General features: G+C 44.9%; 13 protein-coding genes and 1 pseudogene. 12 read left to right on the forward strand and 2 right to left on the reverse strand.

Annotated features, from left to right (window positions below; translation table 11 throughout):
- Positions 1-20: 20 nt before the first annotated feature.
- Positions 21-515: an outer membrane beta-barrel protein gene (locus AB6E85_RS18705; protein ID WP_050648749.1), complete on the forward strand. Its 495-nt coding sequence runs from the start codon at positions 21-23 to the stop codon at positions 513-515.
- A 153-nt stretch (positions 516-668) separates the two neighbouring features.
- Here the strand turns inward: AB6E85_RS18705 and AB6E85_RS18710 are convergent, their stop codons facing one another.
- Positions 669-1451, reverse strand: coding sequence for a hypothetical protein (locus AB6E85_RS18710; protein WP_050643231.1), 783 nt, complete (start codon positions 1449-1451; stop codon positions 669-671).
- Entirely contained in the window at positions 1372-2169 is a 798-nt protein-coding gene (locus AB6E85_RS18715) for a hypothetical protein (RefSeq protein ID WP_372143621.1), read from the reverse strand. Before AB6E85_RS18715 ends, AB6E85_RS18710 begins: the two co-directional genes overlap by 80 nt.
- A 410-nt stretch (positions 2170-2579) precedes the next feature.
- Here AB6E85_RS18715 and AB6E85_RS18720 point away from each other — a divergent pair, with 410 nt between their 5' ends.
- The 11 genes and pseudogenes from AB6E85_RS18720 to AB6E85_RS18770 all read left to right on the forward strand — a co-directional run bounded on the left by AB6E85_RS18720 (position 2580) and on the right by AB6E85_RS18770 (position 17242).
- Positions 2580-3365 (forward strand): TetR/AcrR family transcriptional regulator, encoded by a 786-nt coding sequence (locus AB6E85_RS18720; protein ID WP_048611674.1) that lies wholly within the window; start codon positions 2580-2582, stop codon positions 3363-3365.
- A 119-nt stretch (positions 3366-3484) separates the two neighbouring features.
- Entirely contained in the window at positions 3485-6016 is a 2532-nt protein-coding gene (locus AB6E85_RS18725; protein ID WP_372143624.1) for an RND family transporter, read from the forward strand.
- A gap of 43 nt (positions 6017-6059) precedes the next feature.
- A complete protein-coding gene (locus AB6E85_RS18730; RefSeq protein WP_048617446.1) occupies positions 6060-6851 on the forward strand; it encodes an outer membrane lipoprotein-sorting protein in 792 nt (263 codons plus the stop codon).
- A 9-nt stretch (positions 6852-6860) separates the two neighbouring features.
- The gene (locus AB6E85_RS18735) at positions 6861-8093 is read left to right on the forward strand and encodes a hypothetical protein (protein ID WP_372143626.1); all 1233 of its coding nucleotides are present in this window, start codon (positions 6861-6863) and stop codon (positions 8091-8093) included.
- A gap of 160 nt (positions 8094-8253) precedes the next feature.
- Positions 8254-9405, forward strand: a complete 1152-nt coding sequence (locus AB6E85_RS18740; protein WP_372143628.1) for a GGDEF domain-containing protein — start codon at positions 8254-8256, stop codon at positions 9403-9405.
- A 309-nt stretch (positions 9406-9714) separates the two neighbouring features.
- On the forward strand, positions 9715-10698 hold the full coding sequence (pheS, locus tag AB6E85_RS18745) for a phenylalanine--tRNA ligase subunit alpha (protein WP_004734764.1): 984 nt from the start codon (positions 9715-9717) through the stop codon (positions 10696-10698).
- Between the two features lie 18 nt (positions 10699-10716).
- On the forward strand, positions 10717-13104 hold the full coding sequence (gene pheT / locus AB6E85_RS18750) for a phenylalanine--tRNA ligase subunit beta (RefSeq protein ID WP_372143630.1): 2388 nt from the start codon (positions 10717-10719) through the stop codon (positions 13102-13104).
- 340 nt (positions 13105-13444) lie between these two features.
- Positions 13445-14284: a hypothetical protein gene (locus AB6E85_RS18755; protein ID WP_372143632.1), complete on the forward strand. Its 840-nt coding sequence runs from the start codon at positions 13445-13447 to the stop codon at positions 14282-14284.
- A complete protein-coding gene (locus AB6E85_RS18760; RefSeq protein WP_372143634.1) occupies positions 14277-15014 on the forward strand; it encodes a hypothetical protein in 738 nt (245 codons plus the stop codon). Before AB6E85_RS18755 ends, AB6E85_RS18760 begins: the two co-directional genes overlap by 8 nt.
- A 324-nt stretch (positions 15015-15338) precedes the next feature.
- A pseudogene (locus tag AB6E85_RS18765) lies at positions 15339-15595 on the forward strand (alpha/beta fold hydrolase); the annotation flags it as partial.
- A gap of 102 nt (positions 15596-15697) precedes the next feature.
- Positions 15698-17242 (forward strand): ParB-like protein, encoded by a 1545-nt coding sequence (locus AB6E85_RS18770; RefSeq protein ID WP_372143636.1) that lies wholly within the window; start codon positions 15698-15700, stop codon positions 17240-17242.
- The last annotated feature ends 388 nt before the right edge of the window (positions 17243-17630 follow it).

A 17630-nucleotide genomic window follows, 5' to 3' on the forward strand; every position in this document is an offset into this window, starting at 1 on the left:
TAGGACGAAAAAGGTCGAATATGAAAAAAACGTTATTGGCACTAGCACTACTAGGTGCATCTTCAACAGCAATGGCTGATTCTTGGTTGTACGGCGGTGTAATGGGTGGTCAAAACTCATTAGGCAACAAAGAAGAAACAGCGATGGGTATCCACGTGGGTACAGGCATCCTTCCACTAATCGGTGTTGAAGCGGGTTACTGGGATCTAGGTTCTTTCGACAGCATTAAGTACGGCAACCGTGACCTAACAAACCTAGATGCAAGCACTGCTTACCTAGCGATCAAACCAAGCATCGATTTCGGTCCTCTTCACGTATACGCGAAAGCTGGTCTTCACTCTTACGATCTTAAATCTGACGGCTTCAAGCAATCAGGTGAAGATGTAATGTACGGTGTAGGCGCAGAATACTTCATCTTTGGTCCACTATCTGTAGGCGCTAGCTACCAAAACTTCAAAATGAAAGATGACGACTCAGGCGTATTCACGCTAAACGCAACTATCCACCTACTGTAATTAAACAGTAAAACGATCGTAGATAACGGTCGGATAGTCGTTAAAGGGTTCGTGAGAATTCATAAAAAATGCCAGCTTGATAGCTGGCATTTTTGTATCTGTTAACCGGGTAATTGCAACTCTGTTTTCTTATAACAGGTAGCGAGCGGACGGTTACTTTTTACTGTTTAGAATACGCTGGATTCTTGGGTTAATCGCTTTGCCGTGTTGGCTTTCGTACTCTTCACGTTTTAAATCGTTCAGGTTCTTCACTGAGTTAGCGGCAAGCAGGAATTGCGGCAACTCCGTTTCTAGCATGCCTTTCTCATCCAAACGCTTTGCTTCCAAGTAGTACTTCTTAAACAGACCATCCAACTTGTTCTCAGCGGTGCGCTTCAAGTCGTACAGTTTGTTTTGGATTAACCATTTTTCAATCTTGTTCACCGCAGTGCGAGACAACACACGGATACGGCTGTCTAGCAGTTCTTCTTCCGTCAAAGAATCTTTCAGGATCCAAAGCTCACCCATTTGTGGCGGCCAACTGTTGCCAAGCTGAATACGCTCGTGACAGTGCATTAGCACACGGTTAAGGCCGTCTGAATCAACAGAGTTAGCAAACTCAATGAACTTACCGCTTGGCTCACTACCGTACTGATATTCCCACTGTGTTTCGTACACGCTCAAGAAAGAGCCGAACACGTGAATACACCAATCCGTTAGTTCTAATTCTGCAGGATCTTGATCAACAACAGGCACTTGTTGAGACGCACCAGAATCCGCAGCTTGTGCAGCCGCTACTTTCACTTCGGTACTTTGCGCTTCAATCACTTCAGGTACTAATGGACCTGTAGCGTCAGGTACAACAGGTTGAGCTGGCTCAGAAGGTTGGCTTTTTGCCTTTTTGAATGAGCTGCTGCCTGAAGCGTTCAGATGGGCTAAGCTTTTGTCTATACCCATTTCCTTGAGCTTGTCCTGCATTTCCTGAATATTGAGAGGTCTTCTGCTGTTGTTGTCTTTCATTTTGCTTCTCGTTAACTAACCAGTACTGCAACTTAGATTCGATGCGTGATATTGGCATTAGTTCATTGGCTTTGGCTTTATACCAGAGGACAAATTTTTTCCATACTAAACTATGGTCACCAGCAAGGCCGGAGAATTTAAACGCACGTTCCGCCCATGTTGGAATGATCTCTTCATCCAAATCATGCGTTGAAACGGTGTTGCTGTTCATTGAGCCTCGGCCTTGTGGGCGAGGGGCCTGTTGCATGTGTTGCATTGGCGCCGGAGCAGGCTGAAACTTAGGTGCAGGTGCAGGTGCAGGTGCAGGTGCAGGTGCAGGTGCAGGTGCAGTAGAGTAGACCGGAATACTATTGGTCGGTTGAACCTCAACGTGCGCCCCAGCTTGCTCTTGCTCAATGAGCATTTTGAAAACGTGAATCTCTTTTTTATCTCGATAATCTACTTTCACCTTATCGAGAAAACCTTGGTCGACTAAACACTTAAGACAGTCGGCTAAACCAAACGTAGAGAGAGCACAAAGTTGACCTGCTGTTTGTAGGCACACGTTGGTGTAGCCGAATTCGTCAGCACCGTCTGCAAGCATCAATAAAACCAGCTTTTCTGCAGGGCTAGAAGTATTCACTTGCCAAGCTAAATAAGAATATTTGGCGCTCAATATCGTGTTCTCAAAAAAGGTAAGTCGTTGTCACTATTGTAAGTCACCCCTTACTGAATTTATAGCAACTTAACAGAAAACGGCATTAGTAAGCCAAATATTGACCATAAGGAGACGTCTGCCCCATAAAGGCAGCATGACTCGCCAATTTTCTCGTAGCACGCTCACATCATCATCACACCTTTTGACTATTGATAATTTCACTACCTATTCACAAATTGTATTTAATTTATAAAACACCTTGATATGATCAATATTTGCGCTATTATGACGATAAGTCAGAAATGACGAAGCGTCACAAAATGGTTAACTACATGAATTTACTATTCGTGTTAATATATTGGATAGGAGTGTTTTAAATACTGGCGAAGCTTAGATGATAGCTAAGCTAAAATACGGACTGAGAAATTATGTTTGGCTTTGGTTGTAAAGGCGATAAACAAGGTATCTTTGGTTGCAAAGGCGTGTTGTCTAAAAAGCAGCAGTCTATCGCAGACCGAGAAGTAGAATTGATGTTGTTAGCAAAAGATCTGGTTCGAGAACAAGGGTTCGGAAACCTCACGATGGATAAGCTAACGGCAGCGAGCTCTTATTCAAAAGGTACAATATACAATCACTTTTGCAGCAAAGAAGACGTAGTTTTAGCCTTGTGTATTCACTCTTTAAAGGCCGAAGCATTAATGTTTGCTCGTTCTGGAGAGTTTGAAGGCAACACACGCGAAAAGGTCGTTGCATTACACGTTGCTTACCGAATCTATGTTCGCATGGAGCCGGTATTATCAACCTGTGCGATCATGGCAAAAAGCCCGTGGGTACTAGAGAAAGCGTCTAGTGCACGCGTAGCCGAGATGAATGAACTAGAAGAGTTGGTGATTGAACAAGCCGATTTAATGGTTAACCAAGCAGTTGATGCTGGTGACCTAAAGTTCCCTTCCGGTATGGGTTCTGACGCCATCGTGTTTGCAAACTGGTCAATTGCATTTGGTTCAAATGCCTTGTCACAGAATGCTTCAAACAGTCATTGTATTAAACGGTTACAAGACCCGTATTCAGTATTATACAACGCGAACATGCTACTAGACGGCCTCAACTGGCAGCCTCTTTCTACTGATTGGGACTACCGCAAAACTTGGCGTCGAGTAGAACAAGAACTGTTCAGTGAAGAGATTGCCTACTTAGAATCTGTAGGTCGATAGCTTCCATTAAGCCCACTCATGTGGGTTTATTAATAACCATTAGTGACGATTCGTCATAAACTTAAGTTTAGCCTAGTGTGGTTTTGGTTTTCTTGAGTATATGACTAAGAATTGTGTTTTTGTCAGCTTCGGCTGGCTTTTTAAGACACAACTATGACGAATCGTCACAAATGGAGACTGTGATGGAACATGACAGCCAGAAGCCAGCTTTCGATCACCAAAATCGAGATAACCGTAACGTCGATAGCGTAAACGGGGATCTAAATAACAGTTGGCACTCAATACCGACCAAGCGTTCGTTTATCGTTCTGCTGGTGGTTTTTTCAATCATCATTCTCTCTGCATTAGGGGCAAAGAACCTCTACTTTAGAGGGGACTACAACATCTTCTTCGAAGGCACCAACAAACAGTTGATGGCGTTCGATGAAATCCAAACTACCTTTGCGAAAACCGATAACCTCGCGATTGTTGTCGCACCTGAAGGCGGCAATGTCTTCACCCCAGAAACCCTCACCTTAATTCAAAACCTCACGGTCGATGCGTGGCAGATCCCGTACTCAAGCCGTGTCGATTCGCTGGCCAATTATCAGCATACCGAAGCCGTTGAAGATGACCTGTTAGTGGAAGACCTGCTGTATGAAGAGTACGAGCACACGCCTGAGCGAATCGCCAAAGTCAAACAGATCGCCCTAAACGAACCACTGCTTAAGAATGCTCTAGTATCAGCCTCTGGCGATGTGACCATTGTGAACGTCACCGTGCAATTGCCAGAAGTGGATAAAACCGCGGAAGTGCAAGAGGTGATTGCGGCCATCAACGCCATGATTGGCAAGTACCAAGCTCAGTACCCAAATGTCGAATTCCATAAAGCGGGCATCATAGCCATGAATAACGCCTTTATGACCTCGGCTCAAGAAGACAGCTCAACGCTGGTGCCATTAATGCTATTGGTGGTGTTGGTGTTCCTGACCTTTATGCTGCGCTCGTTCTTTAGTGTGGTGGCCACGCTTATTGTGATCATCTCCTCTATTGTCGCAACCATGGGCTTGTCTGGCTGGGCAGGGATGTTTCTCAGCACAGCAACGGTCAACGTTCCAACCTTGGTATTAACCCTTGCCGTTGCCGATTGTGTTCACGTGATTGTGACCATGAGACAAGCCATGCAACGCGGGATGGAGAAAGCACAAGCTATTCAATACAGCATCAAGCTCAATGCGATGCCGATTCTGATCACCTCAGTGACTACTGCGATTGGTTTCTTGATGATGAACATGTCGGACTCTCCAGTGCTGCGTGATTTCGGTAACTTGTCGGCACTAGGCGTACTCATCGCGTGCTTCCTATCTGTAACTATGCTGCCTGCATTGTTAAAACTGCTGCCAGTTAAACGCCTATCTGCCAATCCTAAGGCGGAAGACAAAGTCACTTTCATGGATAAGCTCGGTGATTTTGTCGTTGCTAACCGCAAAGCACTGCTGCCTATTTCTACGCTAGTGATTGTTGGTGCTGCCGCGTTAATTCCACTCAACAAAGTGAACGATGAGTCGGTGAAGTATTTCGATACCTCAAGCGAATTCAGACAAGCGGCCGACTTCATGGAAGAGACAGTAAGCGGCATGACGACTCTCAGTATCGCAGTGAAAACTAACGAGTCTCAAGCGATTGCTGATCCTGTGTTCTTGCAAGCAATTGGTGACTTTACTGAGTGGCTACGCGTTCAACCTGAGACCGACCATGTCGCCACGCTTTCTGATGTTTACATGCGCTTGAACAAGAACATGCATGGCGACGATGACAGCTACTACCAGCTGCCACTTAACCGTGAACTTGCTGCTCAATACCTACTGCTTTACGAGATGTCTCTGCCGTACGGCTTGGACTTGAACAACCAGATCAACGTCGATAAGTCATCGATCAAAATGGTACTCACGGTCGACAACCTAGGCAGTGTGGAATTGGTTGAACTCGAAGAGCGCATTTACTCATGGTTTGCAGCCAATGCACCTCAGTATGAAGTAGTCGCGTCGAGTCCATCACTGATGTTTGCTCACATTGGCGAAACCAACATGGCGAGCATGTTATCGACTCTGCCTATCACCTTAGTACTTATCTCTGGCTTGATGATCTTTGCATTGCGCTCGGTTCGCTTAGGCATGATCAGCCTAGTGCCAAACATTGCCCCAGCGATCATTGGCTTTGGTTTATGGGCGCTCATCTCCGGTGAAATCAACCTAGGTTTGTCCGTGGTGGTCACGCTCACACTGGGTATCGTGGTCGATGATGCGGTGCATTTCTTAAGTAAATACCAACGTGCACGATTAGAAGGGAAATCAGCGGAAGAAGCGGTTCGATACGCCTTCCACACAGTCGGCCGGGCATTGTGGATCACCACAGTCGTGCTTGTGGCGGGTTTCTCTGTATTGGCGATGTCGAGCTTCAGACTCAACTCTGACATGGGCTTGCTCAGCGCGATTGTGATTTTCATTGCGCTGGTGGTCGACTTCATCTTGCTACCGAGCTTACTGATGATCTTCGACAAGCAGACGCACTACTCAGATAAACCTCAGCACGAACCACAATCATCTAAAACAGAGCCATCTAAATCAGCGCAAGCTAACCCAGCTGGCGAACTGTCTACTTCGACCAAATAGGAATCGTCAGCCCGCTACGGTGGGCTGACTCAAGGAGATATTTATGAAAAGCGTTAAACAAACTCTCGTTACTACATTATTCACGCTGAGCTCATTCGCCGCTTTCCCAGCATTAGCAGACCCAGCGAAAGGCCTAGAAATAGCCGAGCAACGCAAAGCCGTCGATATGGGGTGGGGCGATTCTGTTGCGACCATGGAAATGCTACTTCGCAACAAACAAGGCGAAAGCAGCACACGTCTAATGCGATTGAAGTCATTAGAAGTCGATGACGATGGCGACAAAGGTTTAACCATTTTTGATGAGCCACGTGACGTAAAAGGCACGGCTTTCTTAAACCATTCACACATCTCTAAATCGGATGACCAATGGTTGTATTTGCCGGCTCTGAAACGTGTAAAACGCATCTCTTCACGTAACAAGTCGGGCCCGTTTATGGGCAGTGAATTTGCTTACGAAGACTTAAGCTCGTTTGAGCTAGAAAAGTACACCTTCAACTACATTGAAGACGCCAAAATCGAAGGCGTCGATACCTTTGTCTTGGAGCAAGTACCGACCGATAAAAACTCTGGCTACACCATGCAGAAAGTATGGTTAGACCAACAATATTACCGCCCCGTTCAAGTGGAGTTTTACGACCGTAAAGGCGCATTACTGAAAACCCTCTCGTTCCAAGACTACAAACAATACCTAAACCAATACTGGCGCGCACACACCATGTCGATGCAAAACCATCAAACAGGCAAAAGCACCGTTTTAACCACGACAGATTTAGCGTTCCAAACCGGTCTTAAGGACAAAGATTTCCAGAAAAACACACTGAAACGTGCAAAGTAAGGCAAGAATATGAAAAGGATTGTGTTAACAGGAACGCAGTTATCTTTAACCTTGGCAGCGACAGTAGGGCTTATGCAGGTGTCGTTGCCATGTGTGGCGGCTGGATTTAGCTCTGAGTTCGTAGAACAGGTCAGCCCACAGCTCGCAGGGCAGGTTAACCTTGAGCACAGGCAGTTTTTTAGCGACGGCTTACAAGGGCAAGATAAAGGGCAAAGCTCGTTGGTGTTGCAACCAGAGTTTTATTGGGAACAACAAGAGGGCAACGGCAGCTTTACCTTCACGCCCTTTTACCGCCTAGACAGCGAAGACGATGAGCGAACCCATGGAGACGTTCGTGAAGCTCTGTATCTCACGTATTGGGATGATTACGAACTGCGAGCCGGTGTAGGCAAGGTGTTTTGGGGCGTCACCGAATCGGCGCACTTGGTCGATGTGGTAAACCAAACCGATGCTATTGAATCGGTCGATGGTGAATCGAAATTGGGTCAGCCTATGGTGCACTTCACCTCGATCAAAGATTGGGGAACCATTGATGCCATGTTATTGCCGTATTTTCGTGAACGTACCTTCGCAGGGGAAGATGGTCGATTAAGGCCAACTGTACCTGTATCGGATGATGCGCTTTACGAATCGTCGAGAGAAGAAAAGCACGTCGATGTGGCATTGCGTTATAGCCAAATGTACGGCGATTGGGATGTCGGTTTAAGTTATTTAGGTGGTACGAACCGTGACCCTTACTACCGTGTAGAAGGCAATCAACTCAAGCCGTATTACGCGCAAATGCAACATTTCGGACTCGATGTACAAGGTATTATCGGTGACTGGTTATGGAAGCTGGAAAGTATTTATCGCGACAGTTACGACAACCACACAGGCGTGGCGACAGGCTTTGAATACACATGGGTTGGGGCGTTTGAATCCTATTGGGACATCGGCTTCATCGCGGAATACTTGTATGACAGCAGAGGTAACAATGCCCAAACCATCGGTCAAAACGATGTGTTCCTTGGCGCGCGTTTCGCCTTGAATGATGAAGACGGCACCGAAGTGCTTACAGGCATTACTCAAGACTTAGATAACAGCGATGTCTACAGCGCAAAGCTCGAAGCATCAAGCCGCATCAATAACAACCTCAAGTGGCGATTGAACGCTTGGTTGTTTGAGAACGAAACCCCAGAAGACTTGTTGTTCTTCGCTCGAAAGGATGATTTTGTTGAGGTAGCGTTGGAATATTATTTCTAGTGTTAGTTTGGTGGGGCGTTCTTGTTAAAGGGTGTGTCTCAGATTTAAGACGCGCTGTATTTATAATGTTCAACGTCTTCTTTTTATAAAATAGAGCAAATAATCGAATAGTCCCACAGGTAAGATGGTTATATTTTTTGAGTATCTATAACCTCCGAATATGCATGTGAATTGTGCTGGTGGTATCGGCCCTAAGGGATCTATGAGTTTATTTAATTGGGATCAAAACTTTGAAACAGGCATTGGTGTTGTCGATGAACAACATCAATACCTTGTTGGTTTTATCAACCACTACGGAAATCTTTTGTCAGAGAATACTATCTCTATAGACGACATTAACATCGCTTTACTTGATCTCACACGCTATGCCGAATTTCACTTTAAAGAAGAAGAATCTTTGATGAGAGATTGCGGTGTACATCAGTTACACATTGAAGAGCACATCAAAGTGCATCGTGTGTTTATGCAAGATATCTACAGTATGCAAGCGTTCATCTTGGAAGAAGATCAGGTGTCAGCACGGCAGTTATTGGACTTCCTCATCCATTGGCTTGCTTACCATATCCTCGGCATCGACCAAAACATGGCGCGACAAATGACCGCCATAGAAGAGGGCGCAACACCTCTACAAGCCTTTGAAGCTGAAGAAAAACAACAAGACTCTGCGACTGTCCCGCTGTTGGCTGCCCTTAACGGCCTGTTTGAACAAGTCTCTGAACGAAACAAGCAGTTGTTACGCTTCAATCAGTTACTCGAAGACAAAGTCGAGGAACGGACGGCAGAATTGAAACGAGCGAGTAAGAAGCTTGAAGAACTGTCGTTAACAGACTCACTCACTCATTTGCCTAACCGCCGCAGTGCCTTTAAACAGTTAGCGCTACATTGGCAAGACTCCAAAGAACTGGGTATGCCTTTAGTGTGCATTATGATTGATGCCGACAACTTCAAGCGCATTAATGACACCAGTGGTCATGATGCAGGTGACTTGGTGCTACAAACCCTCTCGCGTGAACTGAAAAATACGTTCCGTAATGATGATATTGTTTGCCGGTTAGGTGGCGATGAGTTCTTGGTTATTTGCCCTAACACCGGCCTCAAAGGTGGCATACACATCGCGGAAACGGCTCGACAGAAAGTGTCTGAATTAGAGGTTGAAACCAGTCATCAAGTTTGGATTGGCAGTATTAGTGTCGGTGTGGCTGAAATAACCCAAGAATTCGGCTCAATGAACGAGTTAATAAAAGCCGCCGATGAGTCCGTCTATTTAGCGAAAAACGCAGGCAAAAACAGTGTTTGTTCGATTCAGATTTAAAACTGGTTTATTTCAAGTTCAGATCCAAGTTCGCTTTAGTTTTAGATCTCGGTTCACTAGAGATTTAGAACTCAGCTCTCTGCAAATCTAGAGCCTCGCTCACTTCCAAACAAAGGAGTGGCACTCGTATTTGTGCCACTTCCTCTTACTCCTCATTAATATCCTGTTAAATTTGCCGTGTTTTTAGTCAATAACTTGCTCTTTTAGCGATTCAATTTGGCATTGGATGCGTGTTTGATTACTATGTGTAGCTATCTAAAAAAACTAATCATCCGATACGGACACTACCAACTGGTAGATGAGGAAATGATGCAACATCTAGAAGAGATCATTGCTAATGCAACGACTGCTATTGATACAGCAGATTCGTTAGTCGCACTTGATGAAGTGCGAGTTCAGTATTTAGGTAAGAAGGGTGAACTAACTCTTCAACTACAAAGCCTAGGTAAACTTCCACCTGAAGAGCGTCGCACTGCTGGTCAAGAGATCAACAAAGCGAAAGGTGCTGTTCAACAAGCGATCGCAGCTCGCAAAGACGCACTACAACGTGCAGAGCTTGAAGCGAAACTAGCTGAAGAAACTATCGATGTGAGCCTACCAGGTCGTCGCATTGAGAACGGTGGTCTTCACCCAGTTACACGCACAGTTGAGCGTATCGAACAGTTCTTTGGTGAGCTTGGCTTTAGCACTGAGTCTGGCCCTGAGATCGAAGATGCATTCCACAACTTTGATGCACTAAACATCGCAGACGATCACCCAGCTCGTACTGATCACGATACTTTCTTCTTCAACCCTGATCTAATGCTACGTACGCACACTTCTGGTGTTCAAATCCGTACGATGGAAAACGGCAAACCGCCATTCCGCTTCATTGCTCCGGGTCGTGTTTACCGTAACGACTACGATCAAACTCACACGCCAATGTTCCACCAAGTGGAAGGTATGTTAGTTGATGAGAACGTAAACTTCGCACAACTTAAAGGCATTCTTAACGATTTCCTTTGTAACTTCTTTGAAGAAGAAGTTGAAGTGCGTTTCCGTCCTTCATTCTTCCCGTTCACAGAGCCTTCAGCTGAAGTTGACGTGAAACGTAAAGATGGCAAATGGCTAGAAGTTCTAGGTTGTGGCATGGTTCACCCTAACGTACTTCGCTCTGTTGGCATCGACCCTGAGAAATACTCTGGTTTTGCATTCGGTATGGGTGTAGAGCGTCTAACGATGCTTCGTTACGGTGTAAATGACCTTCGTGCGTTCTTCGAGAACGACCTTCGTTTCCTTAAACAATTCAAGTAATCCGGGGCAGTCAAAACTATGAAATTCAGTGAATCTTGGCTACGCGAGTGGGTTAAACCTGCAATTAACAGCGAAGAGCTAGCTCACCAAATCACTATGGCTGGTTTGGAAGTTGACGATGTAGAACCTGTTGCTGGTGAATTCACCGGCGTTAAAGTAGGTAAAGTGGTTGAGTGCGGTCAGCACCCAGACGCAGACAAACTACAAGTTACAAAAATTGATATCGGCGAAGAAGAACTTTTAGACATCGTATGTGGTGCATCTAACTGTCGTCTTGGCCTAACTGTAGCAGTAGCAACAGTTGGTGCAGTACTTCCTGGTGACTTCAAAATCAAGAAAGCAAAACTACGTGGCGTTCCATCGCACGGCATGCTTTGTTCTTTCTCTGAGCTAGGTATCGACGTAGAGTCTGACGGCATCCTTGAGCTGCCTGAAGGCACAACGCTAGGTATGGACGTTCGTGAGCTTCTTGAGCTTAACGACGTAACTATCGACGTAGACCTAACAGCAAACCGCGCAGACTGCTTCAGCATCCGTGGCCTTGCTCGTGAAGTTGGCGTACTAAACCGCGCAGACGTTACAGAGCCAACAGTTGAAGCTGTTGCAACAAGCATTGAAGACACAGTGTCTGTTGAAATCAAAGCAACTGATGCTTGTCCACGTTACCTTGGCCGTGTGGTTAAGAACGTAAACGTGAAAGCGGAATCTCCAATCTGGATGCAAGAAAAACTGCGCCGTTGTGGTATCCGTTCAATCGACCCAGTTGTAGACATCACAAACTACGTGATGCTAGAGCAAGGCCAACCAATGCACGCATTTGATCTTGCTAAGATCGAAGGCGGTATCGTGGTTCGTCTAGCAGAGCAGGGCGAAAAACTAACACTTCTAGATGGCAACGAAGCTGAACTAAACAGCAACACACTTGTTATCGCTGACCACAACAAAGCACTAGCAATCGCTGGTATCTTTGGCGGTCAAGATTCAGGTGTTACTACTGAAACGACAGACGTTCTTCTTGAAGCAGCATTCTTCGCACCGGATCACATCCGTGGTCGCGCACGTGCTTACGGCCTTCACACTGATTCTTCTCTACGTTTCGAACGTGGTGTTGATTCAACACTTCAAGCAGCAGCAATGGAGCGTGCAACACAACTTCTAGTTGAAATCTGCGGTGGTGAAGTAGCGCCAGTAAACGGCAGCGAATCTGAAGCTGATCTTCCTAAAGCAAACGTAGTTGCTCTACGTCGCGCTAAGCTAGACAGCCTACTAGGTCACGAAATCCCATCTACAGACGTAGTGGAAATTCTTACTCGCCTAGGTTGTGAAGTTGAGACTACGGACGCAGGTTGGACGGCAACGTCTCCATCTTGGCGTTTTGATATCGCAATCGAACAAGACCTAATTGAAGAAGTAGGTCGTATCTACGGTTACGATAACATTCCAAACCAAGCGCCTAAAGCGGCACTTAAAATGAATGACCACAAAGAAGCTGACCAACCGCTTAAGCGCGTTCGTGACCTTCTTGTAGACCGTGGCTACCACGAAGCAATCACATACAGCTTCGTAGAACCAGAACAGCAAAAACTTGTTGTACCTGGTGTTGAGCCGCTAATCCTGCCATTCCCAATCTCTGCGGACATGTCAGCAATGCGTCTTGGGCTAATCCAAGGTCTTCTAAACACAGTTGTTCACAACCAGAAGCGTCAACAGTCTCGCGTTCGTCTATTCGAATCAGGCCTACGTTTCATCCCTGAAGCAACGGCTGAAAACGGCATGCGCCAAGAAATGATGCTTGCGGGCGTTATCTCTGGTACTCGTGGCGAAGAGCACTGGGACATTGCAACTAACACTGTAGATTTCTTCGATCTTAAAGGTGACCTAGAAGCAGTTCTTGAGCTTTCTGCAAACGAAATCGCATACAGCTTCAAAGCAGCTAAGCACCCAGCGCTTCACCCGGGTCAAACAGCGGCTATCGTAGTAGGCGGCAAAGAAGTGGGTATCATTGGTACTGTTCACCCAGAACTAGAGCGTAAGTTTGGTCTTAACGGCCGCACTATCGTATTCGAAATCGAATGGGCAGCTATCAACACTCGCGTGCTTCCAGAAGCAGTAGCCGTATCTAAGTTCCCTGCAAACCGTCGTGATATCGCCGTTGTTGTTGACGAAGCAGTAGCTTCTGGCGACATCGTTGAAGCGTGTATCGCTGCTGGTGGCGAATTCCTAACAGGCGCTAAACTGTTCGACGTATACGTTGGTCAAGGCGTTGAAGAAGGTAAGAAGAGCCTAGCAATCGCACTTAGCCTACAGTCTGTAGAGCGCACACTTGAAGATGCAGACATCGCTGGTTCAGTAGATGCTATCGTAGCTTCAATCTCAGAGAAATTTGGCGCAGCACTTCGCGACTAATCTTTTCTGATAGATAGAAAAATCAAAGGCCTCGCATTGCGAGGCCTTTTTTGTTTTTGTTGGGTAAGGAATCGGATGCGCAATCATCATTGGATAATTCATTGTTACGAAATCCTAAAGTTGAACTAACAGAAGCTCAAAAGTAAACTTCGATCGAAGAGTTTAGGGGGTAGAAGGGAATTGCTTACAGATATGTATTGCATAGAGTATATCGCTGAGCATTTTTATCGAAGAACGATTAGTTAGATCAAAGATTTGTCTGTAAGTTACTATCATACCTAGTAATAATAGCTGTCATATATATACTGACTGCGTATTTATAACTGGTTTAAGGATGCGTATGAGCGTCAATTTTGATGTTTGGATTGATGGTGATGATTTCTCTGTTGATATGAATGCGGGCTTGGAGACATTTCGAGGTGCTTCCGAAGTTACGCGTAAAGTCGCTGGTACACTTTTGACCGATAAAGTACCTAAGCAACTTACTAGCGATAGTAAAGTGAGAACCAAACTCAGAAAAAACTTTAAAGGCTCATTTATCCAAACCTTTACTCTTGAGCTTGATGACCCCGAACTACAAACTCGCTTTAGAAAGATCGGTAAAGTCCCATTCACTGAACTGGTGGGTTATTTTGTGCATGAAGCACTGTATAAAGAAAGCCCTGAGTTATCTAAGAAGGCTTCTAAGGCTTTGGATAACCTTGGAGATGATTTAGCTGAAGAGTTGATCGAAGAGTTGAGAGTTTCTGCACTTAGCCATTTACATTCTGTTGCCACTCATTTCAACAAAGACGTGAAGTTAAGATATCGTCAAAACCGAACTGAACATAGAGTGCTCGCTAAGCTAGACAGAGGGACTGGCTCGACTTTGAAAACCTGTATGAATGCAAAGGTAATTGAGATCGAAGCTAGTATTACTCGTCTGAACATCAATACGGGAAATGGCAGGCTTCAGTTAAAAGGTGCTAATGAGACTATAGCGTTTGGTTTTCCTCAGCAGGTAAAGTTTATAGAGCAGAATAAGGCACTGAAGCAGAAATTCTCTGATAACTTGCATGTGAATAATGGGCTGGGAGCTGATCGTGATAAATGGAAAACGCTCAAGCTTCGTGCCAGCACTCAAACTACGAGTAATGGTCGAATAATTAAATATATCGTACAAGGTATACTAGATGCTTAATAGGTATTTTATTACAGCTGTCGTCTTGATGGTTGTGGTTGTTACCTCTTTTGTAATCCAATTTTACTTCAATTTAGGATATGGGATCTCAGATCAGCCCTCTGATTGGGTTGATTTTAGTGACTTCTTTAATGGGATTGTCAGTCCACTACTAAGCTTTATGTCCTTGGTGTTGCTGATTCATTCCTTGAATCTACAGAATCAAGCTAATATAGACCTGAGAGCTGAGGTAAAGCGTAATCAAAAGAACGAACAGCTACGATCGTTTGAAACTTACTTCTTTGGGCTGATAGAAGCACAAAAAGCTTCTTTTGCTAGCTTCAAATTAGAATTTCCCCCCCACCTTGGGGAAAAAAAACTTGAGGGAGTCTGCGCTATTCAAGAGTTAGAGGATCAGATTGAGTTGATGCGAGATAACAACGCTCAAGACTCAGATATTGAGCTGGCTTTGGATGAGATAGATAAAGATGAGCGTATTCATAATACGATTCGCATTTTCTACAATATAGTCAGAATGGTCACTGACAGATTGACTGATGCTAATGGTTTCGATGAGAGCATCAGAAAGGGACAATTCCAGACCCTTATTAGTTTTACAGAATTATCCCAGCTACGCTTAGTTATGATCAGTATGCAGTTTATGGACTGTGAACCAGCGAAGTACCTCAAAGGCCACAATGAGTTCATGAAGGTACTAGAAGAACTAGGAGGTGGTGCGGATCTTTACTAGCCCTTCTGGATTAGTACAAATTAGTACATGTGAAGCTTGTTTATAGTCGCTCTAGATATGCATAGCTCTTGGCTGCTTCTGCTATTGATAGCTTCTTTATTATTTGTTTAACCTGAACAGGGAGGCTTTGTAGGCCTCCCTAGTTTCTTTCCTTTTGGCTTTACGTGCTTTTAGCCTTCTCTTTGACGTTCTCTGATAAGCTCTCTTTCGATTTGAGCAACTGAAGCTGGATGTCTTGACCTGTCTATAACTTCACACTTTATAGTGACTACATTGATAGAGGGGCGCTTTCTGTAGTCCCTCCAAAGTAAGCAGAGAGACACTATGAAACGTTTAATTCTAAACATCACATTCTTGGTATTCATGACACTTGGTAGCATGAGTGCCATGGCTCATGATTCAACGGTTAAGTACGGTATTGCGATATCTCACGATGGTGAGCAAATTTCGTATGGTAAAAGTGGGAGCGGGGGTACGGCGCTGATCTTCATTCACGGCTGGAGCTTAGACAGCAGGCTATGGCAGAACCAAGTGAGTGGTTTAAGGATTTAGCAGGCCACGGCAACTCATCGTTCAACCGCCACAGAACGAGTGCAACATCTTCTTTATTAAAGTGAAATATTAATGTCACGGTAGCATATTAATTTAGCGTATGAATTTTTATTCCGTATATAGAAGGACTTATGAAAAAAATTGGGATTTTTGCCACGATTGGCGCTCTGGCTATCTTCGCTTTACCAACTCACGCAAGTAATGTCTCTGAAGGCGATGTTATTAATCTTGGTCTCCATGAGTTAAAACCAACTCAACCATCTGTGGGTTATGATCAAATTATGTACAAGCTGGGTCGTTACCAATTTGACCAAGAAAAGATGTTTGATGAAATCTGTGAAGCCAACGGTCAAAAAGGCGTAGTGAGCATCAAAGACCAAGCCCACCCGAATATTCCTTCGACTTTCACCTGTGAAATGGAAACAGGTGCACGTAAAAAAGACATGAAGACTGTGGTTATCGCACCCAACGGTGAATACTACCTGACAGACGGTCACCATACGTTCAATGTGTTCTACCGCATGCCGCAAGGTGGTGCATCGTTCAATGTGAATGTGGTGGTTGATAAAGATTACCGCAACCTCAAAAACATGGACGCGTTCTGGAACCAAATGGCAAAAGACGGCAATACATGGCTGTTTGATAACAACGGTGAAGCGATTAGCTATCAACAACTTCCAACCTCTCTTGGGCTAACCAACTTCGCTAACGATCAATACCGCTCACTGATGTACTTTTCTCGTGGTGTGGGCTGGAACAAGCCAAGTCAGCCAGTCCCGTTCTTAGAGTTTTACTGGTCTAAAGAAGTACGTAAAGCGATTAATGCAGCAGACTTTGATCTGAATTCTACCGAAGGTTACGCAAAGGCAGTCAATGCGGTCAGCAACCATATCCTATCTATGGATACGAACAACGTTGGTGGCTCAAATCTTTCGGTTAAACAGATGGGGCAGTTTAGCGCATACAACCAAAAAGGCTTCGATAAACTGTTCAAAGAGCGTGGCAAGGTTGACTACATGCTGCGATACAAAACAACATCGACCGCCAACGGTTTAAGCTATGACTTAGCAGCGGCGTCAGCGCCTGCACTAAAACAATTAGACTCATTTACCCTTGAAGCAAACTCAAGCTTTAATGATTACCCAGCAGCTTCTGCTGATGGCATCGTCAATGCTATTGTAGAGATCCCAACAGGTACTTCCGCTAAGTGGGAACTAAGCAAAGACAATGACAAGCAAGTTATCTGGGAACACAAAAAAGGCGCTCCACGCGTGGTTAACTACCTTGGTTACCCAGGTAACTACGGCTCTATCCCACGTACTGCACTACCAAAAGAGTTTGGTGGTGATGGCGACCCATTAGATGTGATTGTTCTTGGTCAGTCTGTACCACGTGGTGAAGTTGTTCCTGTACGTCTGATCGGTGTGATGAAAATGCTAGATGATGGCGAGCAAGACGACAAACTCGTGGCCGTTCTCACTAACGATTCACCATTTAAAGATGTTTCTTCTCTAAACGAGCTAAACAATACCTACCCAGGTGTTCAAGACATCGTTGGCCTTTGGTTTGAAAACTACAAAGGCCCAGACGGTGGCATGGAACTGCAAGGCTGGGGCGATGATGTGGAAGCCAACAAGATCCTTGAGGCAGCAAGAAAACACTACGCTGTGAATTAAACTGCGGTTTGATTATTGGAATTTGATTTAAGCCCTCGTTGCGTTGCAATGAGGGCTTTTTCTTTGGCGCTGTGGAAATGTAGCGACATATACTGGGTCTATGAAGCTTTTGGGCATAAACGCGTTAAATTAAAAGCTCTAATCCGACCGATTGATATTAGAAAAAGTATCTGAAAGGTTGATATGGAAGCGTTGAACAATAAGTCTTAAATCTCTAATCAATTGTCGAGTATGGGTTAAGTCTTAAAGGGATAGATGTTGAAAGCGTATTAATAATAACCAACAAAAGTCTAGAAAGTGTGTTATTGTGGTTTTTCTCCCTACCGCTTAGTAGGGACTTCTTTTCTTTTCCGAACTCGCATCTCGGCACTCCTTAGTTGCCCTCCTA

It is taken from the genome of Vibrio sp. 10N.247.311.51, from assembly GCF_041467855.1.
Taxonomy (GTDB): Bacteria; Pseudomonadota; Gammaproteobacteria; order Enterobacterales; family Vibrionaceae; genus Vibrio; species Vibrio coralliirubri.

Excerpts from the sequence above, each read along its gene's own strand:
- AB6E85_RS18770 (WP_372143636.1), top strand. The coding sequence starts at position 15,698 with ATGAAAAAAATTGGGATTTTTGCCACGATTGGCGCTCTGGCTATCTTC.
- AB6E85_RS18710 (WP_050643231.1), bottom strand. The coding sequence starts at position 1,451 with ATGGGTATAGACAAAAGCTTAGCCCATCTGAACGCTTCAGGCAGCAGC.
- pheS (WP_004734764.1), top strand. The coding sequence starts at position 9,715 with ATGCAACATCTAGAAGAGATCATTGCTAATGCAACGACTGCTATTGAT.
- AB6E85_RS18760 (WP_372143634.1), top strand. The coding sequence starts at position 14,277 with ATGCTTAATAGGTATTTTATTACAGCTGTCGTCTTGATGGTTGTGGTT.
- AB6E85_RS18735 (WP_372143626.1), top strand. The coding sequence starts at position 6,861 with ATGAAAAGGATTGTGTTAACAGGAACGCAGTTATCTTTAACCTTGGCA.
- AB6E85_RS18705 (WP_050648749.1), top strand. The coding sequence starts at position 21 with ATGAAAAAAACGTTATTGGCACTAGCACTACTAGGTGCATCTTCAACA.
- AB6E85_RS18755 (WP_372143632.1), top strand. The coding sequence starts at position 13,445 with ATGAGCGTCAATTTTGATGTTTGGATTGATGGTGATGATTTCTCTGTT.
- AB6E85_RS18730 (WP_048617446.1), top strand. The coding sequence starts at position 6,060 with ATGAAAAGCGTTAAACAAACTCTCGTTACTACATTATTCACGCTGAGC.
- pheT (WP_372143630.1), top strand. The coding sequence starts at position 10,717 with ATGAAATTCAGTGAATCTTGGCTACGCGAGTGGGTTAAACCTGCAATT.
- AB6E85_RS18720 (WP_048611674.1), top strand. The coding sequence starts at position 2,580 with ATGTTTGGCTTTGGTTGTAAAGGCGATAAACAAGGTATCTTTGGTTGC.
- AB6E85_RS18740 (WP_372143628.1), top strand. The coding sequence starts at position 8,254 with ATGCATGTGAATTGTGCTGGTGGTATCGGCCCTAAGGGATCTATGAGT.